23 protein-coding genes and 1 riboswitch are annotated in these 26,747 nt (G+C 68.6%); of the genes, 13 read left to right on the forward strand and 10 right to left on the reverse strand.

Annotation, left to right across the window (positions count from 1 at the left end):
- Positions 1–2: 2 nt before the first annotated feature.
- From BMX43_RS09330 to BMX43_RS09350, 5 genes are read right to left on the reverse strand one after another with little or no spacing between them, the layout of a single operon-like run.
- Positions 3–632, reverse strand: coding sequence for a precorrin-8X methylmutase (locus BMX43_RS09330; protein ID WP_091300651.1), 630 nt, complete (start codon positions 630–632; stop codon positions 3–5).
- Positions 633–635: 3 nt separating this feature from the next.
- On the reverse strand, positions 636–1,880 hold the full coding sequence (cobG, locus tag BMX43_RS09335; protein ID WP_091300653.1) for a precorrin-3B synthase: 1,245 nt from the start codon (positions 1,878–1,880) through the stop codon (positions 636–638).
- Positions 1,877–5,113 carry a cobaltochelatase subunit CobN gene (gene cobN / locus BMX43_RS09340; RefSeq protein ID WP_091300656.1) on the reverse strand — a complete coding sequence of 1,079 codons (3,237 nt, stop codon included), beginning with the start codon at positions 5,111–5,113 and terminating at the stop codon, positions 1,877–1,879. Before cobN ends, cobG begins: the two co-directional genes overlap by 4 nt.
- A 3-nt stretch (positions 5,114–5,116) precedes the next feature.
- Positions 5,117–6,151 (reverse strand): cobalamin biosynthesis protein CobW, encoded by a 1,035-nt coding sequence (gene cobW / locus BMX43_RS09345; RefSeq protein ID WP_091300658.1) that lies wholly within the window; start codon positions 6,149–6,151, stop codon positions 5,117–5,119.
- Positions 6,144–6,539, reverse strand: a complete 396-nt coding sequence (locus BMX43_RS09350) for a DUF1636 family protein (protein WP_091300660.1) — start codon at positions 6,537–6,539, stop codon at positions 6,144–6,146. Before BMX43_RS09350 ends, cobW begins: the two co-directional genes overlap by 8 nt.
- Before the next feature lie 93 nt (positions 6,540–6,632).
- Positions 6,633–6,833: riboswitch (cobalamin riboswitch) on the reverse strand.
- Positions 6,834–6,986: 153 nt separating this feature from the next.
- On the opposite strand from BMX43_RS09350, the gene cobO reads away from it, so the two are divergent.
- The 11 genes from cobO to BMX43_RS09405 all read left to right on the forward strand — a co-directional run bounded on the left by cobO (position 6,987) and on the right by BMX43_RS09405 (position 20,019).
- Entirely contained in the window at positions 6,987–7,631 is a 645-nt protein-coding gene (cobO, locus tag BMX43_RS09355) for a cob(I)yrinic acid a,c-diamide adenosyltransferase (RefSeq protein ID WP_091300662.1), read from the forward strand.
- 283 nt (positions 7,632–7,914) lie between these two features.
- Positions 7,915–9,360 (forward strand): cobyric acid synthase, encoded by a 1,446-nt coding sequence (locus BMX43_RS09360; RefSeq protein ID WP_091300664.1) that lies wholly within the window; start codon positions 7,915–7,917, stop codon positions 9,358–9,360.
- Positions 9,361–9,418: 58 nt separating this feature from the next.
- Entirely contained in the window at positions 9,419–10,435 is a 1,017-nt protein-coding gene (locus BMX43_RS09365) for a CobW family GTP-binding protein (protein WP_175482068.1), read from the forward strand.
- Positions 10,436–10,676: 241 nt separating this feature from the next.
- Positions 10,677–12,368, forward strand: a complete 1,692-nt coding sequence (locus BMX43_RS09370; RefSeq protein WP_091300668.1) for a glycerol-3-phosphate dehydrogenase/oxidase — start codon at positions 10,677–10,679, stop codon at positions 12,366–12,368.
- Positions 12,365–13,855 (forward strand): FGGY-family carbohydrate kinase, encoded by a 1,491-nt coding sequence (locus BMX43_RS09375; RefSeq protein WP_091300670.1) that lies wholly within the window; start codon positions 12,365–12,367, stop codon positions 13,853–13,855. The genes BMX43_RS09370 and BMX43_RS09375 overlap by 4 nt, the downstream gene beginning before the upstream one ends.
- 61 nt (positions 13,856–13,916) lie before the next feature.
- The gene (locus BMX43_RS09380) at positions 13,917–15,197 is read left to right on the forward strand and encodes an ABC transporter substrate-binding protein (RefSeq protein ID WP_091300672.1); all 1,281 of its coding nucleotides are present in this window, start codon (positions 13,917–13,919) and stop codon (positions 15,195–15,197) included.
- Positions 15,198–15,258: 61 nt separating this feature from the next.
- Positions 15,259–16,131 (forward strand): carbohydrate ABC transporter permease, encoded by an 873-nt coding sequence (locus BMX43_RS09385; RefSeq protein ID WP_091300674.1) that lies wholly within the window; start codon positions 15,259–15,261, stop codon positions 16,129–16,131.
- Positions 16,119–16,943 carry a carbohydrate ABC transporter permease gene (locus tag BMX43_RS09390; RefSeq protein WP_091300675.1) on the forward strand — a complete coding sequence of 275 codons (825 nt, stop codon included), beginning with the start codon at positions 16,119–16,121 and terminating at the stop codon, positions 16,941–16,943. Before BMX43_RS09385 ends, BMX43_RS09390 begins: the two co-directional genes overlap by 13 nt.
- 5 nt (positions 16,944–16,948) lie before the next feature.
- Positions 16,949–18,028 carry an ABC transporter ATP-binding protein gene (locus tag BMX43_RS09395; protein WP_091300677.1) on the forward strand — a complete coding sequence of 360 codons (1,080 nt, stop codon included), beginning with the start codon at positions 16,949–16,951 and terminating at the stop codon, positions 18,026–18,028.
- A gap of 1 nt (position 18,029) precedes the next feature.
- Positions 18,030–19,049: a hypothetical protein gene (locus BMX43_RS09400; RefSeq protein ID WP_091300679.1), complete on the forward strand. Its 1,020-nt coding sequence runs from the start codon at positions 18,030–18,032 to the stop codon at positions 19,047–19,049.
- A 22-nt stretch (positions 19,050–19,071) separates the two neighbouring features.
- Positions 19,072–20,019: a sugar-binding transcriptional regulator gene (locus BMX43_RS09405; RefSeq protein WP_091300681.1), complete on the forward strand. Its 948-nt coding sequence runs from the start codon at positions 19,072–19,074 to the stop codon at positions 20,017–20,019.
- On the opposite strand, the gene BMX43_RS09410 is transcribed toward BMX43_RS09405, so the two are convergent.
- The 5 genes from BMX43_RS09410 to BMX43_RS09430 form a co-directional block, all read right to left on the reverse strand.
- Positions 19,968–20,966 carry an FAD:protein FMN transferase gene (locus BMX43_RS09410; RefSeq protein ID WP_091300683.1) on the reverse strand — a complete coding sequence of 333 codons (999 nt, stop codon included), beginning with the start codon at positions 20,964–20,966 and terminating at the stop codon, positions 19,968–19,970. The genes BMX43_RS09405 and BMX43_RS09410 overlap by 52 nt on opposite strands.
- Positions 20,947–23,157 carry a PepSY domain-containing protein gene (locus tag BMX43_RS09415; protein WP_091300685.1) on the reverse strand — a complete coding sequence of 737 codons (2,211 nt, stop codon included), beginning with the start codon at positions 23,155–23,157 and terminating at the stop codon, positions 20,947–20,949. Before BMX43_RS09415 ends, BMX43_RS09410 begins: the two co-directional genes overlap by 20 nt.
- 15 nt (positions 23,158–23,172) lie before the next feature.
- Positions 23,173–23,643, reverse strand: a complete 471-nt coding sequence (locus tag BMX43_RS09420) for a DUF2271 domain-containing protein (RefSeq protein ID WP_091300688.1) — start codon at positions 23,641–23,643, stop codon at positions 23,173–23,175.
- Between the two features lie 116 nt (positions 23,644–23,759).
- A complete protein-coding gene (locus tag BMX43_RS20180; RefSeq protein ID WP_139201557.1) occupies positions 23,760–24,119 on the reverse strand; it encodes a hypothetical protein in 360 nt (119 codons plus the stop codon).
- A gap of 174 nt (positions 24,120–24,293) precedes the next feature.
- Positions 24,294–24,599, reverse strand: a complete 306-nt coding sequence (locus BMX43_RS09430; RefSeq protein ID WP_091300691.1) for a PepSY domain-containing protein — start codon at positions 24,597–24,599, stop codon at positions 24,294–24,296.
- A 158-nt stretch (positions 24,600–24,757) separates the two neighbouring features.
- On the opposite strand from BMX43_RS09430, the gene BMX43_RS09435 reads away from it, so the two are divergent.
- The gene (locus BMX43_RS09435) at positions 24,758–25,417 is read left to right on the forward strand and encodes a response regulator transcription factor (protein ID WP_091300693.1); all 660 of its coding nucleotides are present in this window, start codon (positions 24,758–24,760) and stop codon (positions 25,415–25,417) included.
- A complete protein-coding gene (locus BMX43_RS09440) occupies positions 25,414–26,745 on the forward strand; it encodes an ATP-binding protein (RefSeq protein WP_091300695.1) in 1,332 nt (443 codons plus the stop codon). The genes BMX43_RS09435 and BMX43_RS09440 overlap by 4 nt, the downstream gene beginning before the upstream one ends.
- Positions 26,746–26,747: the final 2 nt, after the last annotated feature.

A 26,747-nucleotide genomic window follows, 5' to 3' on the forward strand; every position in this document is an offset into this window, starting at 1 on the left:
GCTTATTCCTTCCGGCTGGCAAGGGCGTTGACGGCAGCCACGGTGATGGCAGAGCCGCCCAGACGGCCCTCCACCACCACTGCGGGGCAGGGCGCATCGGCCATGAGTGCCGCCTTGCTTTCCGCCGCGCCGATGAAGCCCACCGGGCAGCCGATGATCGCCGCCGGGCGCGGGCAGGCCGGATCTTCCAGCAGGTTGAGCAGATGGAACAGCGCAGTCGGCGCATTGCCGATTGCCACCACCGCCCCCGCCAGATGCGGCCGCCACAGTTCCACCGCCGCCGCTGACCGGGTATTGCCCATGGCGCGCGCAAGCTCGGGCACCTGAGCGTCGTGCAGCGTGCAGATCACCGCATTTTCCGCCGGCAGCCGCGCGCGGGTGATGCCTTCGCTGACCATGCGCGCATCACACAGGATCGGTGCCCCGGCTTCCAGCGCGGCACGGGCGGCAATCGCCATGCCGGGGGTGAAGCGCACGAAAGCCTCCAGCCCCACCATGCCTGCCGCATGGATCATGCGCACCACGACCACCTCTTCCTCGGGGGTGAAGCGGGCAAGATCAGCCTCGGCCCGGATCGTGGCGAACGAATTCACATAGATGGTGGCGCCGTCGGTTTCATAGCTGTGGGGCATGGCTTACTCGGTCAGAAGGTCGGGCCGCGCGATCAGATCGGCGGCGGAATGAGAGCGAAGCGGGGTGTCAGAGGCCAATCCATCGCGGATCAGCGCGAAACCGGCCGGGGTGGCGGTCAGCGTCAGCGGCGTGGGCCTTGGATGGGCGCAGCCTTTGGCGCAGCCCGACACATGCAGCGCCGCGCCCAGATGCGGCGCCAGTGCCCGGGCCAGGGCGCGCGTGGGTTGCAGCGCCTGCCCACAACCCGGCGCGCCGGTGCAGGCGGTGACGCGCAGCATCGGGTCGGTGGGATCGGTGATCAGGCCGGGCAAAGCGGGGGCCTCGGTCCGCCCCTCGATCAACAGCATCCGCCAGGGGGTGACGCGCAGCGCGCCAAGCGCCGCCAGATCGGCCAGCGTTTCCGCCCGCATCTGCCCAAACTCGAACCCGACCAGCACGCCCTGCGCGCAAGGCCCGGGCTGCGCCGCAAAGGGGGCGGGCCGAACCGCGACGCAGAACCCTTCGGGCGGAACAACCGCCCCGCGCCGCCCCGACAGCAGCGCCGCCATCCGCCCGCGCCCCTGCACGACGCCGCCTTGTTCCACGAACCACCGTGCCAGCGTGATCGCCTCTGCCGCAGCCGTGGCCTGCGTCACCGCTTTCGCCAAAGCGCTGCCATCCGGGCGCAGCAGCACCTGCCCGTCCTGCGCTTCGATGCGGATGTCGCAGGCGGTGCCCTCCAGCACCCGGACCGCGCCGCAATCCACCGCAAAGCCAAACTTCCCCGGCAGATCCGGCGCATCCGGGGCCGCCAGCCGCGCCGCCAGATCGGCGACGATGGCCTGCACCGCGTCGCCCGGCTGCCAGAACGGTTGCACCACGACATTGCGCCGCGCCTCGGCCTCGGCGCTGGCGTCAATCAGCCCCAGCCCGCGCAGACCTGCGATCAGATCGGCATGGCTTTCGGCCCTCACCCCGCGCAACTGCACATTGGCCCGCGCCGACAGGTCGATCAGCCCATTGCCATGCGCCAGTGACAGCGCCGCGATCCCCGCTGCCTGCGCGGGGACAAGCCGCCCGCCCGGCACCCGCACCCGCACCACCAGCCCGTCGCCCGACATCATCGGCCGCAACGCACCGGGGCACCAGCCTTGCACGATGGGGCCTGGCACCACCTGCCTGCCTTCATCCTGGCCCAAATACTCTCGGGGGGCGGCCCCGCAGGGGCCGTGGGGGGCAGACAGCCCCCCGTCGCGGCTGCCGCTCATGTGCCCGCCTCCATCATCGCGGCAATCGAATTGCGCCGCGTTACCCACAACCCCGCATCCTGCAACGCCCGGAACCGCGCTCGCAGCGCGGCCAGCGCCTGCGGGTTCTGCGCCGCCAGAAACGCCACCAGATCGTCCCGCCCCAAAGTCGCTTCGTGATAGAGGTCGATCAGATGCGCGGGCACGGCGCGGGTCAGATGGGCGAAGGCCGCCAGATGATCCAGCGTCGCCGCGATTTCGGCCCCGCCGCGAAAACCGTGGCGCATCATGGCACTGGCCCAATCGGGATTCGCAGCGCGGGCGCGCACCACCCGGGCGATTTCCTCGCCCAGCAGCCGCGCGCGCGGCGTATCGGGCCGTGTCGCATCCAGATGATACAGCGCCGGGGCAGCCCCGCCCAGATGCGCCACCGCCGCCGCAAATCCCCCCTCATGCGCCGCATAATCCGAGGCCAGCAGCAGATCGGTTTCCGCCAGATCCTGCACATGGGCAAAGCCATCCGCCGCCTTCACCCGCGCCTCCAGCGCGGCGCGGGCGTGATGCGCGCGCCCCTGCGCGTCGATCGCCCATTCCGAGCCTTTCAGCCAGGCCTCGCCCGCCGCGGCCCGGCCCTCGGGCGAATAATCCTCCAGCGCCTCGCCCATGCCCATGCCATAGAGCCCCGGTTTCGGGCCGAACACGCGGGGGCTTGCCGCCCGATAAGGGTTGTCGGCGGGATCCTCGTCGCGCAAGGCCAGCGCCTGCGCGCCCGCCTCGAACAGTTGCGCCAGCCCCGGAAACACATCGCGGAACAGGCCCGATACCCGCAGCGTCACGTCGATGCGCGGGCGGCGCAGCAGGGCCAGCGGCGTGATCTCGAAGCCGCTCACCCGGTCCGACCCATCATCCCAGCGCGGGGCAAGGCCCGCCAGATGCAGCGCCATGGCGAATTCTTCGCCCGCCGTGCGCATGGTGGCCGAGCCCCACAGGTCGATCACCAGCGATTTCGGGTAATCGCCCTGATCCTGCAGATGCCGCCGCACCAATTCTTCCGCCAGCTTCACCCCCTGCGCATAAGCCGCGCGCGAGGGCACGGCGCGGGGATCGACGCTGAACAGGTTGCGCCCGGTGGGCAGCACATCGCTGCGCCCCCGGTAGGGCGAGCCGGAGGGGCCGGGGGCGACATGGCGCCCTTCCAGTGCCATTAGCAGGCCGGGCATTTCCCCGATCCCCTGTCCGAAGACATGCAGCCCTTCGCCATACTGGCTTTCCTTGATGTCGCAGACGAAACGGTCAATCCGCGTGATCGCCTCGGCGGGCGAGGCGTCGGGCGGGATGCCCAGATCGGCCTCGACCCCTGCCGCCTGCGCCTCCAGCCGCACGGCAGCGATCAGCCGGTCGCGGCGCGCCGGATCCAGCCCGTCGGCGGTGGAATATTCGTCCAACAGCCGTTCCAGCCTGCCCAGCGCGGGCGGTGTGGCGCTGGCGGCCATCGGCGGCGGCAGGTGGCCCAGCGTCACGGCGCCGATGCGGCGCTTCGCCTGCGCCGCCTCGCCAGGGTCGTTGACGATGAACGGGTAGATCACCGGCAAGGCGCCGGTCAGAGCCTCGGGCCAGCAGGTGTCCGACAGCGCCACCGCCTTGCCGGGCAGCCATTCCAGCGTGCCATGCGCGCCGACATGGATCAGCGCGTGCAGACCCTGCGCGCGCAGCCACAGGTAAAAGGCGACATAGGCATGGCGCGGCGTGCGCGACAGGTCGTGATACTCGCCATCCCGGGCGGCCACCTCGCCGCGTTCGGGTTGCAGTGCCACAAGCGCGCGGCCCCGGCGCAGCGCGCGGAAGCGGAAGGCGCCGTCGGTGCAGGCGGGATCGGCCTCGGGCGCCCCCCATGCGGTTGCAAGATCGGCTTGCATCGCTTCGGGCAGGGTTTCCAGCGCGGCGCGATAGGCGGTCAGCGGCCAGTCCAGCGTCGCGGCTTCCAGCGCCCGGCCCAATGCTTCGCCGGGTTCGGTGCCATAGCCTGCGCCCTGCAGCGCTGCCAGAATCGCCTCGGATGAGGCCAGCGCATCAAGACCCACGGCATGGGCAAGGTTGTAGTCCTTGCCGGGATAGGTGGACAGAACCAGCGCCAGATCGCGCGCGCGGGCAGGCGTCTGCCCCAGACGCAGCCGGGCCGCCACCCGGTCGATCACCGCCGCCACGCGGGTCGGATCGGCGCGATGGGCAAAGCGCGAGAATTGCAGATCGGGGTCGCGCCGCGTGGGGGATTTGAAGCTGACGACCCCGGCGAACAGGCGGCCATCCACCTCGGGCAGTACGACATGCATCGCCAGATCGGCGGGGGAAAGCCCGCGATCCGCCGCCGCCCACTCCCGCCGCCGCGCGGTGGACAGCGCCACCTGCCAGACCGGGCAGCCGGGCATATCGAGCGGCGAGGTGCCCTCGGCCCCTTTGGCCGAAAAGGCGGTGGCGTTGACGATTGCAACGGGCGCCGCATCCCGCAGTGCCCCGGCCACCCAAGCTGCCGCGGGGCCTTTCAGCGAGGGGGCGAACAGGCCATAGGCGCGCAGCCCGCGCGCGCGCGCCTCGGCAATCAGCGCGTCGATGGGCGACAGGTCGGCGGCGGTCAGGTAGCTGCGATAGAAGGTCACCACCAGCAGCGGGCCTTCGCCCGCAGGCGCCGCCGTCACGCCCTGCGCCAGGTCATACCAGCCACAATCGGGCACGGTTTTTTCGCCCATCACCGGCGGCATATACAGCCCCGCCGCCAGCGCCAGTTGCGCCAGCGCGGCCTGTGCCGCGACCGCGCCCCCGGCATCGCACAGCGTGGCAAGGCGGCGCAAGGTGCCCAGCGGCAGGGTCGAAAGGTCGTCCAGCCGCGCATCGGGGCGCCCGTCGGCGGGCAGAACCGCCAGCGCGATCCCCTTGCGACGGCACAGATCCTGCACCTGCGCCAGACCGTAAGGCCAATAGCTTTCGCCACCGATCAGCCGGATCAGGATGCCCTTCGCCCCGGCCAGCGTCTGATCGACATAGGTATCGACCGACAGCGGATGCCGCAGCGCCACCAGATTTGCCAGCCGCAGCGACGGCGCGTCACCCGCCGCCCGCGCCCGGTGCCAGCCTGCCGCGAAAGCGCCAAGGTCGCTGTCGGAAAACGACAGCACCACCAGATCGGCCGGGGATTGCCCCGGGTCGAACGGGGTTTCCGTTTCCTCCAGCCCATGGCTTTCGCGGTAGACGACGTGCAAGGGTCAGCCCTCCAGCACGGCGCGGATGGCGGCCTCGTCCACATGGTCATGCTCGCCGATCACCACCAGCCGGGTGCAGCGCGGGGTGTCGCCCCAGGGCCGGTCATATTGCGCGCGCACCCGCTCTCCCACCGCCTGCACCAGCATCCGCATCGGCTTGCCCGTCACGGCGACATAGCCCTTCACCCGCAGAATATCCTGTTCGCGCGCCAGCCGCCTGATCGCCTCTTGCAATGCCTCGGGGTCGGTGATTTCGGCCAGATCGATCACCACGGTATCGAAATCGTCATGCTCGTGGTCATCATGCCCGTCGTGATGGCTGGGGCGGGCGGCGATGTCATCCTCGGCAGCGGCGTTCAGGCCCAGCACAAGGCGCGGGTCGATGATGCCTTCGGCAATCGACAGGATCGGCAGCTTGCGCGGGCTTTCCGCCGCGATCACCGCGCGGGCGGCGGCCAGACCGGCCTCGCCCGCCAGATCGGATTTCGTCAGCAGAACAAGGTCGGCGCAGGCGATCTGATCCTCGAACACCTCGGACAGCGGGGTTTCGTGGTCGATGCTGTCATCCGCCGCGCGCTGCGCCGCAACGGCGGCCAGATCAGGGGCGAACCGGCCCGCTGCCACCGCCTCGGCATCGGCCAGCGCGATCACGCCATCGACGGTGATCCGTGAACGGATCGCCGGCCAGTCGAACGCCTTGAGCAGCGGCTTGGGCAGCGCCAGCCCCGAGGTTTCGATCAGGATATGGTCGGGGCGTTGGGGCAGGGCCATCAGCGCCTCGATCGTGGGGATGAAATCATCGGCCACGGTGCAGCAGATGCAGCCATTCGCGAGTTCGACGATATTCTCCACCGGGCAATTTTCATCGGCGCAGGATTTCAGGATGTCGCCATCCACCCCGACACTGCCGAATTCGTTGACCAGAACGGCAAGGCGCTTGCCCTGCGGATGGGCCATCAGGTGCCGGATCAGCGTCGTCTTGCCCGCGCCGAGAAAGCCGGTGATCACGGTGACGGGGATTTTGGCAAGGTCAGACATCGGCAGACTCCACAGGAATTTCCAGAGGGGGGATGCGGGCAAGGCATTGCTTGCGGAAAACCTCGGGCCGCTCACGCCAGGGCACGAGACCATCCGGCGTGGCGGCATAGCGGGCCGCGCCCTCCAGCACGGCGGCCAGATCGGCGGCAGGGTCCAGCCGACCATAGACATAGGTCCATTTGCCCGGCGCACTGAGCGCCACGGAACAGCCGTTGGAACAGGCGGACAGACATTCCACCGCCTTGATTTCAACACCCTCCGGCACATCTGAACGCGACAAAAGGCCATGAAGCCAGGCGCCCGGGCGCTGGTCTGGCGGGCATTGGTCCTGTGCCGCGGCTTCGGCCCGGCGACAGGTGGTGCAGACATGCAGCGTGGCACGCGCCATGCGGTTCCTCCCCTTGGGGCGAGAGGGGGTGCGCAAGCGCAGGCGGGAGGGGCGCAGACGCGCCTCTGCCGGTCGCGGAACACCCCGTCCGCCCGTGTCATAGATGCGCTGGCAGGTCTCCCGGCTTGCGGAGTGGGTTTCCCCCCGGACGCGCCTTCCCGGGGGATGAACCCAGTGGCATGCGGCCTCTCCGGTCACGGTCGCGGGGGCGGCTGTGCTTGATGCCGGACCCCGGCACTGTCACATTCCCTCTTCGCCTGCGTCGCCGCAGGAACCAGCTTTGCCAGCCTTGTGCCAGATCCGGGGGGCGTGTCAAGGACGCTGCGCGCCGCTCCGTCCTTGACATGCGACATCGCGGGACGGGCTGACGCAAGCGGGCATCGGCGGGTCGTGTTGCGGCTTTCCGCGCGGCGGGCACTGGTCTAAGCAGGGGGAAAGGAGACCGCGATGACCGATGCCGCCCCGCCTGTCAGCCCGCCCGCCGATGCTGGGGATCTGGCCCGCCATGCCGTGAAAATGGCCAAGAAAAAGGCCGCGCGTGACAGGATCATGGCGACGAAAGCGGGCGAAAAAGGGCTGGTGATCGTGCATACCGGGCCGGGCAAGGGCAAAAGCTCCTCCGGCTTTGGGATGATTCTGCGCTGCATCGCCCACGGGATGCCCTGCGCCGTGGTGCAGTTCATCAAGGGTGCCTGGGACACCGGCGAACGGCGGTTGATCGAAGGGCATTTCAGCGACCTGTGCCAGTTTCACGCGATGGGCGAGGGCTTCACCTGGGAAACGCAAGACCGCGCCCGCGACATCGACATGGCGCGCAAGGGCTGGGAGAAGGCGAAAGAACTGATCCGCGACCCCGACATCCGCTTCGTGCTGCTGGATGAGATCAACATCGCGCTGCGCTATGACTATCTGGATGTGGCCGAGGTGGTGGCCTTCCTGCGCGACGAGAAACCCCCGATGACCCATGTCTGCCTGACCGGGCGGAACGCCAAGGATACACTGATCGAACTGGCCGATCTGGTGACCGAGATGACGCTGGTGAAGCACCCGTTCCGGTCGGGCATCAAGGGACAGAAGGGTGTCGAGTTCTGAGCGGGGCGGCTGACCCCGGGGGCTTTGCCCCCGGACCCCCAGGATATTTGGACCAAGATGAAAGTAACCGAATGTTAATCGAATCGGGCCAATGTTATCTGGCGGTACAGGGAGGGATCCCGATGACCGCCCAAGGTGAAAGCGCCGCGTCTTCCCTGCGAAAGCGGCCGGAGATGCGGCGCCCATGCCGTGGTCTGGCTTTCATCTTGGCGAAAAATATCCTGGGGGTGAGGCCCGCAGGGCCGAGGGGGCAAAGCCCCCTTCCTTTCGCGGGAAGGCGCCCATGACGGCGCTGATGATCCAGGGTGCCGGGTCCAATGTCGGCAAGTCGCTGCTGGTGGCCGGGCTTTGCCGCGCGGCGCGGCGGCGCGGGCTGTCAGTGGCGCCGTTCAAGCCGCAGAACATGTCGAACAACGCCGCCGTCACGGCAGACGGGGGCGAGATCGGGCGGGCGCAGGCCTTGCAGGCGCTGGCCTGCGGGCTGGAGCCGGTGACCGACATGAACCCGGTGCTGCTGAAACCCGAGACCGACATGGGCGCGCAGGTTATCGTGCAGGGGCGGCGCATCGCCACGGTGCGGGCACGGGATTATACGGATCTGAAGCCGCGGCTGATGGCCCCGGTGCTGGAAAGCTTCGGGCGGTTGAAAGCGGCACATGATCTGGTGATCGTCGAAGGCGCAGGCTCGCCCGCCGAGGTCAATCTGCGGGCGCGCGACATTGCCAATATGGGCTTTGCGCGGGCGGCGGATGTGCCGGTGATCCTAGCAGGCGACATCGACCGGGGCGGGGTGATCGCGCAGATGGTGGGCACGCAGGCGGTGCTGGACCCGGATGATGCGGCGATGATCGAAGGCTTCCTGATCAACAAGTTCCGCGGTGATGTGCGGCTGTTCGACGATGGCTATCGGCTGATCGCCGCGCGCACCGGCTGGCGCGGTTTCGGCGTGCTGCCGTTCTTTGCCGATGCCGCGAGATTGCCGGCCGAGGATGCGCTGGATCTGCCGAAGGGTGGCGGGGCCGGGGGCTTCAAGGTGGCTTGTCTGGCCTTTTCGCGCATCGCCAATTTCGATGATCTCGATCCGCTGTCGCAGGAACCCGGCGTCGCGCTGCGGATGATCCAGCCGGGGCAGGCGATCCCGGGCGATACCGATCTGGTGATCCTGCCCGGATCGAAATCCACCCGCGGCGATCTGGCTTTTCTGCGGGCGCAGGGCTGGGACATCGACCTTCAGGCCCATGTGCGGCGCGGCGGGCATGTGCTGGGCATCTGCGGCGGCTATCAGATGCTGGGCCATGTGGTGCGCGACCCTGACGGGATCGAGGGGGCCGCGGGCGAGACGCCGGGCCTTTGCCTGCTGGATGTGGACACGGTGATGACACCCGACAAGCGCCTGACCCGGGTTGCGGCCACCCATGCGGCCTCGGGCCTGCGCGTTGACGGATACGAGATCCATATCGGCGCGACCTCCGGCCCCGCCCGCGCCCGGCCCTTCGCCTTTGTCGAGGGGCAGCCGGAAGGCGCGGTGTCCACCGATGGGCGGATCACCGGCAGCTATCTGCACGGGCTGTTTGGCGCCGATGCCTTCCGCGCGGCCTTTCTGCGCGGCATGGGCTCCACCAGCGGGGCCACCCGCTATGGCGCCACGGTCGAGGCGACGCTGGATGCGCTGGCCGATCACATGGAGGCGCATCTCGATGTGCCGGGCCTTCTGGCCCTTGCGCGCTGAGCTTGCCCTTTCGTCCTTGTCCCCATACCCCTGTGGCGCCAGCCAAGCGGAGATCCCGATGACCGAACGCATTCCCGTCACCATCCTCACCGGCTTTCTCGGTGCGGGCAAGACCACCCTGCTGAACCGGCTGATGGCCACCCCGGGCTTTGGCGACACGGCGGTGATCGTCAACGAATTCGGCAGCGTCGATGTGGATGGCGGGCTGATGGAAAGCGTGGGGGATCGTGCCTTTGCCGCCTCGACCGGCTGTCTGTGCTGCACGGTGTCGGGCGATGTGCGCCTGACGCTGCTGCGGCTGAAGGAGGAGGCGGAAACCGGCAAGGGCCCGCGCTTTTCCCGCGTGGTGATCGAGACGACCGGCCTCGCCGATCCGGCGCCGGTGATGCAAACCTTCATGGCCAATGACCTGATGCTGGAACACTTCGTGCTGAACGGCGTGGTGACCGTGGTTGATGCCGCCAATGCGCAGGAAACGCTGGACCGCTATGACGAGGCGCGGCGGCAGGTGGGCGTGGCCGATCTGCTGGTGGTTAGCAAGGCCGATCTGGCCGATCCCGCGCCGGTGCTGGCCGATCTGGCAGGCCTTGCCCCCAATGCCGAAGTGCTGCTGGCCGCCGATCTGACGCCAGAGCGGCTGTTCTCGATTGCCGCCTATGATGTGGCGGGCAAGCCGCCGGTGGTGGCCGAATGGCTGCGCTTTGCCGCGATGGGCCATGGGCACCACCATCACAGCGCCAACCATCATGGCAATGTCACCGCCTATTGCTTCATGGCCGATGCGCCCTTGGAGGCGCGGGTGATGGAAATGGCGATTGGCGTGCTGCAACAGACCTATGGGCCGGATCTTCTGCGCCTGAAAGGCTTGGTGGAGCTGGAGGAATGGCCGGGCCGCCCCACCGTGTTCCACGCGGTGCAGTTCATCCAAAGCCCGCCGCGCACCCTGCCAAGCTGGCCCGAGGGGATGGAAGGCTCGCGGCTGGTGGTGATCGTCGCGGGGCCGGGGCGCAATCAGGTGCCGCCGATGATGGCCTCTTTCCTGCCGGAAATGCGGCAGGTCGGGCAGGGCTGGTAAGCCACGCCGCGCGGTCTGCGCGGCATTTGTCATTTTCCGGGGTGAGGATTGGCAGGCGGGCTTTCGGGCCCGCTTTTTGCTGTGGGAAGGGGATTCCTGCGGGCCGGATCTGCGCGCCGGAATGCGACCCTTGGCGCGGCATTAATCTTCGACCAAAGTATGATCTTTTGAAAATAGTAATTGCCATATGTAAAGCAATCTGCTTCACCTTGGATCAACGCCCCCGAGAGTTCAGATCAAGATGCCCCTGCCCAGCGATCAGACCCCCAGCCAGACAGCCCGCGACGCGGCATGGGCGCGGCTTGCGCTTTTGCCCGAACCCGAGGTGGTGATCCTTGGCGGCGGGGTGAACGGTGCGGGCACGCTGCGCGATCTGGCGTTGAATGGCGTCTCGGCCGTGCTGCTGGATACCGGCGATTTCTGCGGCGGGGCCAGCGGCGCCTCCAGCCGGATGGCACATGGGGGCCTGCGCTATCTGGAAGGGCGCGAGTTCCGGCTGGTGGCCGAGGCGGCGCGCGAACGCAATCTGCTGCTGCATCAGGCGCCGCATCTGGTGCGCCCGCTGGAAATCGTCGTGCCGCTGACCGCGCTGCTGGCGGGCTTTCCGCAGGCGGTGCTGCGCTTTCTTGGCCTGTCGCGGCGCCCCGGACCGTTGAGCCTTGCGGCGCTGACCGGGGCGCTGGTGCTGTATGAACGCTTCGGCGCGGTGCGCCGCGCGCTGCCCCGCCACACGACCCGCCTGCGCCGCGTTGGTTTTCCGCGTGGCCTTGGCGCCGCGACGCGGGCCGTGGTCAGCTATTACGACGGCCAGATCCTTAGCCCCGAGGCGCTGGTGCTGGAAATGCTGGACGAGGCGGCGGCGCAGCCGGGCGTCGTGGCGCTGAACCATGTTGGCTGGGAAACCGACGGCACGGGTGCCTTCACTGTGCGCAACAGCCTGACGGGGCAAACTGCCGTGCTGCGGCCCCGGCTGGTGGTCAATGCGGCGGGGGCAGCGGTGGATGCGGTGAATGCGCGGCTGGGCCTGACCACGGCGCTGATCCGCGGGGTGAAAGGTGCGCATCTGGTATTGCGCCACCCGCAGCTGCTGGCGCGCATGGCCGGGCGGGCCTTCTATTTTGACGATGGCACCGGGCGGATGGTGATCTGCCTGCCGGTCGAAGACACGATCCTGATGGGCACCACCGAGGTGGAGACACGCGACCCCGACGACAAGGCGGTTGCGGCGGTTGAGGTCGATTATCTGCTGGCCGCGCTGGGCCGTCTGTTCGGCGACATAGCGGTGGGGCGCGCGCATCTGGTGGCGGTGACCACCGGCATCCGCCCCCTGCAGGCGGGCGGCGGCGGGTCGGCCACCAGCGCCGCGCGCGATCACGCGCTGGAGGAACATCGGGCGGGCCCCCTGCCGGTGCTGTCGCTGGTGGGGGGCAAGTGGACGACGTTCCGCTCGTTCTCGGAACAGGCGGCGGATCGGGTTCTGGCACTGCTGGGCCGGGCGCGGCGGGTGTCTACGCTGGAGCGCGCCTATCCCGGCGCGGCGCCGGTCGATGCGGCGGCGCTGGCGGCGCAGACCGGGCTGACCCCCGCGCGGATTGCTGCGCTGATCGCCCGCTATGGCGCGCTGGCGGTGCCGGTGGCGGCGCATTGCGCGGTGGGGCCGGACCGGATGCTGGCCGGGCAAACAGCCTGGTCGTGGCGCGAGGCGGATTGGCTGATCCGGGCGCGGATGGCCTGCGCGCTGGAAGATCTGGTGCTGCGGCGCACCCGGCTGGTGGCCAGCGGCACGCTGAGCCGCGCCACGCTGGAGGATCTGGCCACCTGTCTGGCGGCGGCGCTGGGCCGGGATGCCGATTGGGCGGCGGCAGAAGTGGCACGCGCGGCGGCGGATCCGCGCATTCTGGGCTGTGTGACCGTCAGCGGAGACAAGCCATGACCCGCACCGACGCCCCTCTCGTTCTGGCGCTGGATGCCGGTGGCACGGCGGTGAAAGTGGCGCTGATCGACGCCGAGGGCCGCATCCATGCGGACCGCGCGGTCGAGGTTGCCACGCTGCACCACCCCGATGGCCGGGTGGAGCGTGACCCCGAGGCGTTCTGGCAGGCCTGTGCCCGGGCGATCCGGGCGCTGGTGGCCGATCTGGCGCCGGGGCGGTTGCGGGCGATCGGGCTGACCGGCTTTGGCAATGGCGTGTTTCTGGTGGATGCGGCGGGGCGGGGCACCCGGCCCGGCATCGTCTCGGTCGATCACCGGGCGCAGCCGCTGGTGGATCGGCTGGCGGCCGAGGGGCGGCTGGCCGCCCTGTCGGCGCTGAACGGGCATCGCATCTGGGGTGGCCAGACGGTGATGCAGATCGTGGCTCTGGCGGAACAGGAGCCCGAGGTCTGGGCGCGCAGCCGCTGGGCTTTGGCCTGCAAGGATTTCATCCGCCTGCGCTTGACCGGCGTCGCGCTGACCGACCCGACCGATGCCAGCGGCGGCGGGCTGATGGATCTGGCAGCGGGGGGCTATGCGCAGGCGCTGTTCGATGCGCTGGGCCAGCCCAACCTCACCGACAAGCTGCCGCCCATCGTTGAAAATTCGGCGATTGCCGGGCGGATCTCGCCGCAGGCGGCGGCGGAGACCGGCCTGCCCGAAGGGCTGCCGGTGGCGGGCGGCATGATGGATGTTGCCGCCTGTGCGCTGGGGGCGGGGGTCACCGATGGCACCAGCCTCGTGATGATCGCCGGAACCTGGGCGATCAACGGGATGGAGGTTTCGGGCACCGAACCCGGCCAGCCGCCGATCCTGAACATGCTGCACCGCGACCGCGCGGCGCGGCTGGTGGCCGAAGGCAGCCCCTCGTCGGCGGCCAATCTGGGCTGGTATCTGGAGCGGGTGCTGAGCCGCCGCCTGACCCCCGCCGAGGCGACCGCACGCCTGGCCGACAGCCCGGTGCAGGCACGGCGCTGCCAGTTCCTGCCCTATGTCCACGGGCCGAAACCCCGGCAGGGGGCATTCATTGGCCTGACCGCCACGGATGACGAGGCGAGCCTGATCCGCGCGATCTGCGAAGGCGTGGCCTTCCAGCACCGCCGCCATGCCGAGGAAATCCTGCCCCATGCGGGTGGCCACTGGCCCGACACGATTCGCCTTGCCGGGGGGGCGGCCCGTTCTGCCCCCTGGGCGCAGATCTTCGCCGATATCTGCCAGCGCCCGGTCGAGGTGGTGGAGGCCGAAGAGGTGGGCGCCCTGGGCGTGGCGATCTGCGCCGCTGTCGCAGGCGGTCTGCATCCCGATCTGACCACGGCGGCCCGCGCGATGAGCCGCATCCGCCGCCGTCTGGCGCCGAACCCCGAACACGCGGGCTTCTACGACGCCCGCTATCACGAATTCCTCCGGCTGGACCGGGGAATGATGGCCCTGCTTGCCGGGCAGCCCTGAGGGGCTGCCGGGGGGATACAGGCGGCAGGCCCGCAACGGAACGACCAAAGGGAGAGAGACAATGACACTGAAGAAAGTTCTGCTGGGCACCGCCTGCCTGACGCTTCTGCCATTTGCCGCCGCGGCGGGAGATCTGGCCAGTTGCAAGGGCAAGCTGCCGCAGCTCAACGTGATCGGGCAGGGGATGCCCGCCGTCACCGCGCTGGATGCCCATCTGGCCGAATTCAACGCCAAATGGGGCACCGAGGTGAAGGTGTCGCTGCTGGGCGAGAACGAGCGGCGCGCGAAAGCGCGGCTTGATGCCTCGACCGGGGCGGGGGCCTATCAGGTGATGTATATCGACGAGGCGAACCTCGCCGAATATGTGACGGCGGGCTGGGTCTATCCACTGGCCGATGTGGTGCCTGCCGATTATGACATCGCCGATTTCCGGGTGGATCTGTCGAATGTCGCCTCGTCCGGCGGGGTGCAATATTTCGCGCCCTTCGTCGGTGGCGGCGATGTGATGATGTATCGCAAGGATATTCTGGAGGCCAAGGGCCTGCCGGTGCCCAAGACGCTGGACGAGCTGGTGGCCAGCATCAAGGCGGTGAACGATCCGGCGAACAAGCTTTACGGCTGGTCGGCGCGCGGGCAGCGCGGCTCGGGGATGAACGTCTGGCGCTGGACGCCGTTCTTCCGCGCCATGGGCGGCGAATGGCTGGACGGCGATGTGCCCGTGTTCAACTCCGAAGCCGCCGTCAAGGCGACCGAGCTTTATATCGACCTGATGAAGAACGCCCCGCCCGGTGTCGGCACCTTCAACTGGTCGGATTCGGTGGAGGCGTTCCGCGGCGGTCAGGTGGCCTTCCTGATCGAAAGCGACGTGTTCGGCCCGTGGATGGAAGACCCGGAAAAATCGCAGGTTGCGGGCAAGGTGGGCTATGCCCCGCCGCCGGAGCCGCTGCCTTCCGCCGGTTGGGCGCATGGCTGGGCGGTATCCACCGTCGGCGCCAAGGAGGATTGCGCCAAGACCATCGCGGGCGATTTCGTCGGCTGGGCCACCTCGAAAGAGATGGAGCAGCAGCGGCTGGCGGCGGGCATCGCCTCGGATATCGGGCGGGTCAGCACGCTGCAAAGCGAGGCCTACCGCAAGGCCGTGCCGCAGGAATATATCGACGCGCTGCTCGCCACCGGCCCCAAGACCAACCTGTTGATCATGGCCAACCCGGCCTGGCCGGAAATCGGCGATACGCTGGGTCTGGCGCTGGAAGAGCTGTTCACCGGCACGCGCGACGATGTGCAAGGCGCGCTGGATGAAGCGGTGTTTGCCGCCGAAGACAGCCTGTCGCGCGTGAAGTGACGGCCCCGCCCGGTCCTGTGGCCTCCCCCACGGGGCCGGGCTTTTCCCGAAAGGTTTTCGCATGACCCGACAGCGGTTCATCTTCCTGACATTGGCCCCGGCGACGCTGGTGCTTGTCACCCTTGCGCTGGTGTCCACCGGCGGCGCGCTCTGGTTCTCGGTGATGAACCGGGCGCTGCGCTCGCCCGACTCCGAATTCGTCGGCGCCTACAACTATCTGCGCCTGCTGCGCGACAAGCGCTTCTTCAACGCGCTGGAAATCTCGGCGATCTGGGAAGTGGTGACAGTGGCGGGCACGCTGATCGTGGCGGTGCTGCTGGCGGTGCTGGTGCACGAGACGGTGAAGCGCGCGCTGTGGCGCAATCTGATCTGCTTTGCCTTCCTTGCGCCCGTGCTGCTGCCGCGTGTGGCGGCGGCTTTCATCTGGCGCTTTCTCTATTCTCCCTCGCTGGGTCTGGCCAACTGGTTCGCCGGACTGTTCGGCATCGGCCCGATCGAGTTTCTGGCCGATCCGAAGATCGCGCTGCTGTCGGTGGCGGTGGTGGATATCTGGCAATGGGGCCTGTTCTTCACCGTGATCCTGGTCAAGCTGCTGGAAACCCTGCCGCAAGACCCGATCGAGGCGGCGATGCTGGACAATGCCCGCACCTGGGAAATCCACGCCTTCGTCACGCTGCCCATGCTGCGCGGGCCGATCATCAGCCTGGCGCTGGTCAAGGCGGTGGAATCGCTGCGCTCTTTCGATCTGATCTTCGTGATGACCGGGGGCGGGCCGGGCACGGCGACCGAAACGCTGGATCTTTACGCCTATCAAAGCGGCATCAATCTGGGCGGGCGCATCTCTTACGCCTCGGCCATGTCGATCCTGCTGCTGGTGGTCACCACGGTTGCCTTCACCTTCATCTGGCGCGCGGGGAAAAAATGGTCTCGCTGATCCTTCGCAATCTGGCCCGCGTGACGCTGGCCTTTCTGGTGCTGATCGCGCTGACGCCGATCCTGTGGACCACGCTGGGCGCCTTCAAGCGGCTGCGCGACATCGTGACGCCGGTGCCCAAACTGTTCTTCAGCCCGACGCTGGAGAATTTCGCCACCATCCTCGGCAGCCCGACCATCCGCGACGGGCTGGTCAATTCGGTGATCGTGGTGGCGGTTGCGGTGGGGCTTGGCGCGGTGCTGGGCATTCCGGCCGCGCATACGCTGGCCCGCCATGCCCGGCGCTGGGGCGATGATGCGCAGTTCTTCGTGCTGTCGCTGCGCTTCATGCCGCCGGTGGCCATCGCCATCCCGTTCATCGTGATCTATCTCGACCTCGGCATCTATGACAGCCTCGGCGGGCTGATCCTCGTCTATCTCGTCACCACCATTTCCACCGTGATCTGGCTGGCCGTGCCCGCCTTCGAACGTGTCCCGCGCGAGATCGAAGAGGCGGCGGCGATGGAAGGCTGCCGCGAGGCCGAGGTGTTCTGGCGCTTTTCGCTGCCCATCGCCGCGCCCTCGCTGTTCGGCGCGCTGGTCTTCACCTTCGTCCTTGTGTGGAACGAGTTGCTGCTGGCGCTGACGCTGGCCGCGCAGAACGCCACGCTGCCGGTGGTGGCCGCCTCGATCACCTCGCTGGGCAAAGAGGTGCCCTGGGGCGTCATCAATGCCGCGACCGTGGTTCTGGTGCTGCCGCCGCTTGTCTTCATCGGCCTCTTGATGGGCCTCATCAATTCCATGGTCCGCGCTGGCGGGCCGAAAAAGGGCTGACCGACATGGCCAATATCTCTTGCACCGGCATCACCAAAAGCTATGGCGCCCATCCGGTGATCGACGGGCTGGATCTGACCGTTGCCGACCATGAATTCGTCGTCTTCCTCGGCCCCTCGGGCTGCGGAAAATCCACCATGCTGCGCATGATCGCGGGGCTGGAGGAGGTGACGGCGGGCCGCATCACCATCGGCGGCACCGATGTCACCGATCTGCACCCCGGCGCGCGCGGTGTGGCCATGGTGTTTCAAAGCTATGCGCTGTACCCGCACATGACCGTGGCCGACAACATCACCTTCGGCCTGCGCCGCCTAGGCGTGCCGAAGGACGAGGTGGCGCGGCGGCTGCGCGATGTGGCGGCGATGCTGGGCCTTGATGCGCTCTTGGACCGCAAACCCAAGAACATGTCGGGCGGCCAGCAACAGCGCGTCGCCATGGCGCGGGCGATGATCAAGACGCCCAAGGTGTTCCTGTTTGACGAACCCTTGTCGAACCTTGACGCCAAGCTGCGCGAAAAGCTGCGCACCGAAATCCGCAAGATGCACAATGCGCTGAAAACCACCACGATCTTCGTGACCCATGACCAGCTGGAGGCGATGACCATCGCCGACCGCATCGTGCTGATGCGCGCCGGGGCGATCGAACAGCAGGGCACCCCGGACGAGATCTTTGACCGCCCCGCCACCCGCTTCGTCGCCGATTTCATCGGCTCGCCCACGATGAACTTCCGCATGGGCATCATCCGCAACGGCGTGGCCGAGGCGGGCAGCATCCGCATCCCCCTGCCACCGGGCCGCTTCGCGGTGGCCGAGGGACAAGAGGTGGAACTGGGCCTGCGCCCCGCGCGCATGGGGCTGGTGGCGGGCGACGCGCCCGGTGCGATCCATGGCCGAGTGGTGCTGATCGAGAACATGGGCGCCGAGGGCCAGGTGATCGCCGAGGTGAACGGGGCCGAAATGTCCTTCGTCACCAAGGAGTTCCGCCGCCTTGCGCCGGGCGATGCCGTCAGCTTTGCCCTGTCGCCCGATCATCTGCATATCTTCGACCGGGCCTCGGGCCGGTCGCTGCTGAACAAGGACGCCTGAGATGCCCGACCTGCTGCCCCATGCGCAGACCCGTTTCGCCGCCAAGATCGCCCGTATCCGCGCGGGCGGCTATCGCCCCGGCGATTTCATGATCGCCGATGCCAAGGATGCCGATCTCTCGGGCGGCATCCTGACCACCGGGCGCCGCCGTGATGCGCAGGGCCGGGTGAGCGGCAACCGCACGCGGGCCGAGTTTCTGGACCAGATGCGCGGGCTGATCGCGCAGGATGTGATCGACATCCTGCTCGCCTCGGCCGGGAATATCGAAGCACTGGCCGACAGCGGCGCCTTTGCAGGCAGCGCCGTGATGCCCGCCTTTCGCGCCAACGAGGCGACGGATGTCTGGGGCAACCTGCGCGGCGGCACCTATCGCACCACCCCGTCGCGCCCGCATCGCGGTGCCGATCTGGGGTTTGCCCGCGCGCCGCTGTGCCTTTACTCGGTGACCTTCCTCAACGATGCCACCCGCGATGCGGCAGCACTGGAAACCTATGCGGCCTTCCGGGCCGAGGCGCGGGTGGCGGGGGTGATGCACTTTCTGGAGGTGTTCAACCCCAATCTCGACATCGGTGTGCCGCCCGAGGCGATGGGCGCCTTTGTCAACGACTGCATCGTGCGCGGGCTGGCCAGCCTGACCCGGGCGGAACGGCCGGAATTCCTCAAGGTCGCCTATAACGGCCCGGCAGCGCTGGAGGAACTGGCGGCGCATGACGCCGCGATGGTGGTCGGCGTGCTGGGCGGTGGCGGCGGCACCCATCGCGACACGTTCGAGCTGGTGGCGCAGGCGGAACGCTTTGGCGCGCGGCTGGCGCTGTTCGGGCGCAAGATCAACATGGCCGAGGATCAGCCGACCCTGATCCGCTGGATGCGCCGCGTGGCCGACTGCGATGTGACCCCGGCACAGGCGGTGCGCGGCTATCACGCCGATCTGGCGGCGGCGGGCCTGTGCGCTGATCGTGATCTGGACACGGACCTGCGCATTTCCGAAGATGTGCTGAAACAGGCCGCGACGGCAGCATGAGCCGCCCGCGCACGGAGACAGAATGACCCGCATCAATCACCCGTCGAACCGCAGCGTGGCCGAGGTGGCATGGCTTTACTATGTGAAGAACATGACCCAGGGCGAGATTGCCAAGGCGATGGGCCTCTCGCGCCCGACGATCATCAGCTATCTGAAACAGGCGAAAGAGCGGCAGATCGTCTGCGTCAAGATCTCGGGAGAGCATTTCCGGCTGAACGCTCTGGCCGATGCGCTGAAATCGCGCTTCGGTCTGACCGAGGTGCAGGTGATCCCCGACGAGGGGCTGGCAGGCGAGGCGCTGACCCGCGCGGTCTGCGAGGCGGCGGCGCAATCGCTGCCCGATTTCGTCAGCCCGGGGGATGAGCTGGGGGTCAGTTGGGGCCAGACCGTGTGGTTCGTGTCGGAAAGCGTGCCATGGTGGCCAGTGGCCGATCTGACGGTGCGCCAGTTGATCGGCTCCATGGCCAACCCGCTGCTGCCCACCTCGGAAAGCTGCTCGACCGAGATTGCGCGGCGGTTGTCGGCGGCCTGCATCAACCTCAATGCGCCAGCGGTGTGCAGTTCGGCATCGCTCGCGACGATGCTGAAGGCCGAGCCGATCATTGCCGAACAGTTGGGCAACCTGTCGCGCTGCCAGAAGGCGCTCTACTCGCTCAGCCCCTGCACGCCCGATACCCATGTCGTGCTGTTCAAGATCGCCACCGAACAGGACATTGCCGATTACGTCGCGCGCGGTGCGGTGGGGATCATCGCGGGGCGCTTCATCGACCGCAAGGGCGCGCCGGTGCTGGGCCCACTGGATGACCGGCTGATCGGCGCGGATCACGAGACGCTGCGCCGGATGACCGGCTTTCTGGTGGTCAGCGGGTTGCACAAGCTGGAACCGACGCTGGCGGCGCTGCGCGGCGGCTATGTCGATCACATGGTGCTGGATGTGGCGCTGGCCGAGGCGGTGCTGGCCGCTGCCTGAGCGCCGAACAGTTGCCCGACCGGAACGGTGCGCAGCGCGTCCCCGTCGCGGATCAGGAACAGCGCGTCCAGTCCCTGCGCTGCGGCCAGTGTCGCACCGGCTTCGCAGCCCAGCACCATCAGCGCGGTGGCCCAAGCATCGGCCAGCATACAGCTTGGCGCCACCACCGTGACCGAGGCAGGGGGCGCCAGCAGTGGCCCGCCGCGCCGCGGGTCCATCGTATGCGACAGGCGGCGCCCGCCGACCTGAACCCAGTGCCGGTAATCGCCCGAGGTGGCCACGGCGGCGTCTTGCAAGGCCAGCAACGACAGGGCTGCGCGGGCGTCATAGTCTGGCCGCTCTACCGCGATGGGCCACGGGCTCCCGTCGGGCTGGCTGCCCAGCGCGCGCAACTCGCCGTCAATCGCCAGCAGGGCGGCGGAAAGGCCGAAGCTGCGGGTCACCTCGGCCAGCCGGTCCACCCCATAGCCCTTGGCAATCCCGTTCAGGTCGATCTGCAACGGCCCGTGTTTGCGGGCGCGCAGGTTCACCCGGTCCAGTTCCAGCCGATCTTGCGCCGGGCGGCGCTGCGCGGTCACGGCGGCGCGGATGCGGGCGGGGTCTGCCGCAGCGGGGCCAAAGCCCCAGGCCGCCACCGCATCGCCCATGCCGATGTCGAAGGCCCCGCCCGAGGCGCGGCCGATCTCCAGCCCGCAGGCCAGCACCTCGATCAGCCGGGCGGGCAGGGGCACCCATGCCCCCGGCGGGGCGGCGTTCAGGCGCATCAGGGCACTGTCCGGTCGCCAAGTGGACATCTGGCTGTCCACCTCGTCAACGGCGGCCTGCAGAGCGGCTTGCAGGGGCGCAGGGTCGAACGTGGCAGGCGCATAGGTCAGCGCCGACCAGCGGGTGCCCATCGTCGGCCCGTTCAGCGCAAGGCGGCGCAGGTCAGTACACGTCTTCGACATAGCGCCCCCCGGCTTTCAGATCTGCCGGGGTCAACCCGGCTGGGGCGAGAATTTCGGCCAGAGTCGCGCTGACCCCCGCCGCCATCTCGCGCCCGCCACAGACGAGGATCTGCGCGCCCGAGGCGACCAGCGCCATCAGCCGCAGCGCATCGGCGCGCAGCGCGTCCTGCACATGGCGGGGCCGGGCGCCGCGCGAAAAGGCGGTGGTCAGGCTGGCCAGCCGCCCCTCGGCCTGCCATTGTGCGAACTCCTCGGCATACAGAAAATCGCTGTCGGGGTGGCGGGTGCCGAAATAGAGATGCATCGCCCGCCCGGCCCGGTTGGCGCGCACGAAGCCCGCCAGCGGCCCGACGCCGGTGCCCGCCCCGATCAGGATCACCGGCGCATGGCCCGGGCCCGGGCGGAATTCCGGGTTGCGGCGCAGGAAGGCGGCGATGGTCTGGCCCGGTTGCAGATCCAGCAACTGGCCGGAACACAGCCCGCCCGCCTGTTTGCGCACGCAGATTTCCACAAACCCGTCACGGCAGCCCGAGGCCAGCGAATAAAAGCGCGGCAACGCAGAGCCTTCCGGCAACACGCCCAACAGATCGCCCGCCGCAAAGTGCGGCAGGCCCGCGCCGCGCAGCCTTTGCCACAGGCTTCGGGCGGGCAGGGCAAAGCGCAGGATCGCGGTCGGGGCCTGCATTTCGGCCCCGTAATCGCGGCGCGAGATCAGCGTAAGGGCCACAGCGCGCGGGGCGGTGGGCTGGTGGTTCAGCTCCAGCGGCACGCCCATCGTGGCGCCAAGGGCGCGGCCCCAGCGGGCGAAATCCTGCGGCGACTGGCGATCCACCGTGTCCATCGGCATCAGGGCGCTCCAGCCCTTTTCTGCGGCCAGCCGTGCGATGGCGGTGGCAAAGCCGCAAAAGGCCGGGAAGCTGCGGTCGCCAAAGCCCAGCACCGCCAGCGGCACTTGCGGTGCGCGGTCCAGCGCGGCCAGCCTGCCCAGAAACCCCTTGGCCGAGGCGGGGGCCGCGCCGTCGCCATAGGTGGCGGCAAGGATCAGGATGCGCTTGGCCTTGGCATAGCGCGCGGGGGCAAAGCTGGCCAGCGGCGCGCTGTGCACCACCCCGCCCGCCGCCGTCAGTGCCGCGTGCAGCGTTGCGGCAAACCCCCAGGTGGAGCCGCCCTCGCTGGCCACCAGCAGCACGGTGTCCGCCTGTGCGGCCCCCGCATTGTGCCGCAGCCGGGGGCGCCCGCGCCGGGCGGCCAGCCAGACCACCAGCCCGGTGCCCGCCATCACCGGCACCCCCAGTGCCGACAGGCCCAGCAGCAGCCCCAGCACCACAAGCCCTTGCCCCGTATGCAGCGCATAGATCGTTTCCGTCAGCCGGTCGGTCAGGCTCAGGTCGCTCCAGGCCAGCAGGGTGCCGTTGCCCTGATCCAGATAACCCTCGCCCAGCCGGGTTTTCAGGGTGAAGGCATCGCTGGCATCGCCCGGCAGCGGAAAGGTCAGCGAGACGAGATCGGCGACTGGCGTGTCGCGCAGCGTGGCGATCGCGGCCGGGGCAAGCCCGGTCTGGCCGCTGACCACATCGGGAAAGCGTGGCGCGCCCGGCCCTTCGGGCAGCAGCGCAAAGGTCGAGGCTGCCATCCACAGGGCGGTGACCGAGGAAAACAGCAGCCCCGCTACGGCCAGCCGTGCGATCTCGACATGCAGCCGCCCGGCCAGCCTGCCGCGCAGCGGTGCGAAGAACCGCCGCCAGCCGCCGACCCGCCGCGCCACCAGCACCAGCCCTGACAGCGACAGGATCAGCATCGCGCCCGCCCCGCCCGCCACCGCGATCCGTCCGCCATCGCCCAGCAACAGCGCGCGGTGCAGTCTGGTCAGCCAGCGCTGGACCGCCGGGGTGTCGGCGGCCCGCACACCGGCCCCCGTTGCCGGGTCGATGGTGGCGGCGGCGGGCGTGTCGCCCTCGTAATAATAGGCGGTGATCCGGCCCGAGGGTGCGCGGCGGATCTGTTCGGTGGACGGGTAGCGCCCGAGGATCCGCGTCGCCAGCTCTGCCGTGCTCAGCCCTGCCTCTGCCGCAGGTGGCGCCTGCACCGCGTCCAGCGCGGGATAGGCGGACAGCAAGGCGCCGCTCAGCGCGATCACGGTCAGCAGAAGCGCGGCGATCAGGCCGGGCCAGCGGTGCAGGGTGCGGATCATCGGAGCAGGCCTGTCTTACATCGAATAGCTGAAATCCGCGATGTAGCGGCGGCCCGGCACGGCTTGCCCGGCGCCCGCCGTCGTCAGCGGCACGGTGATTTCCGACGGGCTGTCGCGCATGTCCTCGACCGCAGCGTCGATATGCAGCACATATCCGGCATCCATCAGCGTATCGGCCAGATCCAGCGTGATGGTCAGCTGCCGCCCAGACCCGACGCTGGCGCCGGTGATGCCCGCAATCTGCGCCATGTCGCCGCCGGTGGCGCGATACCAGTCGCTGAGATGTTCGTAATATTTCGATTTGCCGCCCGCCATCCACAGGCTGCCCGCATAGGCGCCCTGCGCATCGGTGACATAGACCGCAAGATAGGCGCCCTCGCCGCCGTAATCCTTCAGATTGGCGGTCAGCGTCACCGGGCGGGCAAGCGCAAGGCCCGGAAGGGTGAGTGCGGTGGTCAGGGCAAGGGCGGCGGGAATCGGGTTCATCTGTGTCTCCTGCAAGTGTCTGGTTGTGGCGGGCCGGCAAGGGGGCTGACCCCGTGCCGACGGGCCGTCAGGTTTCGCTTCGGTCTGTTCTCCGGCGCGCGTCCGGCAGCGGGTGGTCAGTTCACCTGCGCCTTGGGCGGGGCGCCAGTACCGAACAGGCCATTGGCGGGCGGGGCCACCGGCACGGCAGGGATGACACCGCCGCTGCGGCAGGCCGAGCCTTCATCGTCATCATCGTCGTCGTCATCGCCCCCGCGGCAGGGGGTACGATACCCGTCATCATCATCGTCTTCTTCGTCATCGTCGTCATCGCTGCTGATACGGTGCAGCAACCCGGCTTCCGTTGACATATCCGCGATTCGCAGCGCCCCGAGGCGATCTGCCGCAGCAAAAGCCCCGGCCTGTGCGGATGTGGCGGCCAGTTGGCCCCAAAGTGCTAGGGCGACGGCAAGTGTGGCAAGCTGTGCTTTGTTCATGGTCGGACCTCCGTTTCGTCTCTGGTTGCCGGTATCGCGGGGCAGGCTGATCGCTTCCTGACAGCGCGGCTTTTTCTGCTTCAGCTTCGCGTCAGAAAAGAAGGGCCCCGCAGGCCTTGCGGCGCCGCGGGGCCAAGGCAGGGGCTTGGGACACAAGACCCTTGGGGATCGCAATCAGTCATGGCCACGGATGCGCCCGTGGTCATCGTCATGGTCTTCCTGCTCCACCTCCAGAATGGCCAGGGTGGCGGGATCGACCTTCGCCTCGATCTGGTTGCCCTGCGCGTCGGTGGCGTAGATCTCGTAGCAACCATCGTCGATCTTGATGCGGCGCACGGTCCAGCCCTGCGCCTCGGCCATGGCACGCACCGCGTCGCGCGGTTGCCAGTCGGCCATGGGCACGGCACAATCGTCGCGGCCGCGCGCCATGGCGGCGGTTGCGGTGGCAAGGACGACAAGCAGAGCCAACGGGATATTCATCGGGCACATTCCTTCCTGCACAGTCAGGCTCGCAGATGGGTTGCCCCTTCCTGCACGCCGAACCTGACGCCTGCCTGAAGCGACGGGGGGCAGCCCTTCAGTTTCACGTCAGTCTGGTCTAGCACTGCAAGGGCGGAACCCGCGAGAGGGCAAGCGACATGCGCATCCTGCTGATTGAAGATGATACCGTTCTGGGCGCCGCCGTGCGCGACCAGATCGCGGCGGATGGTCATTCCGTCGATTGGGTCACGCGGCTGGATGCGGCGGCGGATGCGCTGGCGGTGGCGGTGTTCGATCTGCTGCTGCTGGACCTGATGCTGCCCGACGGTCGCGGCATCCCCTTTCTGCGCGGCTTGCGCGGGCGGGGCGATGTGACGCCGGTGATCATCCTGACCGCGCTGGATCAGGTGTCGGACCGGATCGAGGGGCTGAATGCCGGGGCCGATGACTATATGGTCAAACCCTTTGATCTGGCCGAGCTTTCGGCGCGCATCGGATCGGTGGCGCGGCGCTATGCGGGCAACCCCAACCCGATCCTGACGCTGGGCGCGCTGGAGGTGGATCTGGCGGCGCGCAGCCTGCGCAAGGCGGGCAAGCCCGTGGCGCTGACCGCGCGGGAATGGGTGCTGTTCGAGGCGTTCCTGCAGCGTCCGGGGCAGTTGCTGTCCAAGGCGCAACTGGAAGAGCGGCTGTATTCCTTCGATACTGCGATCGAAAGCAACACGATCGAGGTGCATGTCAGCCGGTTGCGCAAGAAGCTGGGGCATGAGGTGATCGAGACGGAACGCGGCCTTGGCTATCGTCTGGGCCAGCCATGAGGGCGCCGCGGTCGTTGCAGCTTCGGCTGGCGTTGGGGCTGGGGCTGGGGTTGACGGTGCTGTGGCTGGTGGCGGCCAGCGTCACCGCCACCCTGTTGCGCCACGAGATGGACGAGGTGTTCGACGCGACGCTGGCCGAGACCGGGCAGCGCCTGTTGCCGCTGGCGGTGATGGATGTGCTGGGCCGCGAAGAGGACGGCATCACCCAGCAGATCGCCACGCTGCGCCAGCATGACGAGGTGTTCACCTATGTCGTGCGCGATGCGCAGGGGCGGGTGTTGTTGCGCTCTCATGGGGCCGAGGATGCGCTGTTTCCGCCATTTGACGGCGTGGGGTTCCGCCAGAATGCCACGCATCGCTTCTACGATGATGCGGCCTTGCAGAACTCGATCACCATCACCGTGGCCGAGCCCTTGGCGCATCGCGCCAGCGTTGCGCGCGAGATGCAGATCGGGCTGGGCCTGCCCTTGCTGGTGGTGGTGCCGTTGAGCCTTGCCATCCTGATCGGCGCGGTGCAGCTGAGCTTTCGCCCGCTGCGGCGGTTCCGGTCGGCGCTGGCGCAGCGCGGGGCGCAGAACCTGACGGCGCTGCCCGATGCCGGGTTGCCGAGCGAGCTGGAACCCATGGCGGTGGCGGTGAACCAGTTGCTGGCGCGGCTGCGCGCGGCCTTCGAGGCGGAGCGCAGCTTTGCCGCCAATGCCGCGCATGAGCTGCGCACGCCGGTGGCCGGGGCGATTGCGCAGGTGCAGCGGTTGCGGGCGGAAACGCAGGATCCGCAGGCCGAACGCCGCGCGGGCGAGGTGGAGGCGAGCCTGAAGCGGCTGACCCGGCTGTCGGAAAAGCTGATGCAACTGGCGCGGGCCGAGGGCGGGCGGTTGCGCAGCGGCACGGCCAGCGATCTGCGCCCGGTGCTGCGGCTGATGGTGGCGGATGCCGAACGCGCGGGCGGGGCGGGGCGGCTGAAGCTGACGCTGCCCGAGGTGCCGGTGCTGTCGGACATCGACCCGGATGCCTTTGGCATCCTGTGCCGCAACCTGATTGAAAATGCACTGAAACATGGCGATCCGGGCGGCTCGGTCGAGGTGGGGTTGAGCGCGGCGGCGCGGTTGACAGTTGTCAACATGGCCCCCGTGGTGCCGCCCGAGGCGCTGGCGCGGCTGACCGGGCGGTTTGAACGGGCGGCGGGCGCGGCAGAGGGCAGCGGGCTGGGGCTGGCCATTGTGCGCACCATTGCCGAGCGTGCCGATGGCAAGCTGGTGCTGCTGTCCCCCGCCGAAGGGCGGGAGACGGGGTTCGAGGTGCGGGTGGATCTGCCGCAGGCGGCTTAGAT

Origin of the sequence: Gemmobacter aquatilis (assembly GCF_900110025.1) — a bacterium.
In the GTDB taxonomy this organism is placed as follows: domain Bacteria; phylum Pseudomonadota; class Alphaproteobacteria; order Rhodobacterales; family Rhodobacteraceae; genus Gemmobacter; species Gemmobacter aquatilis.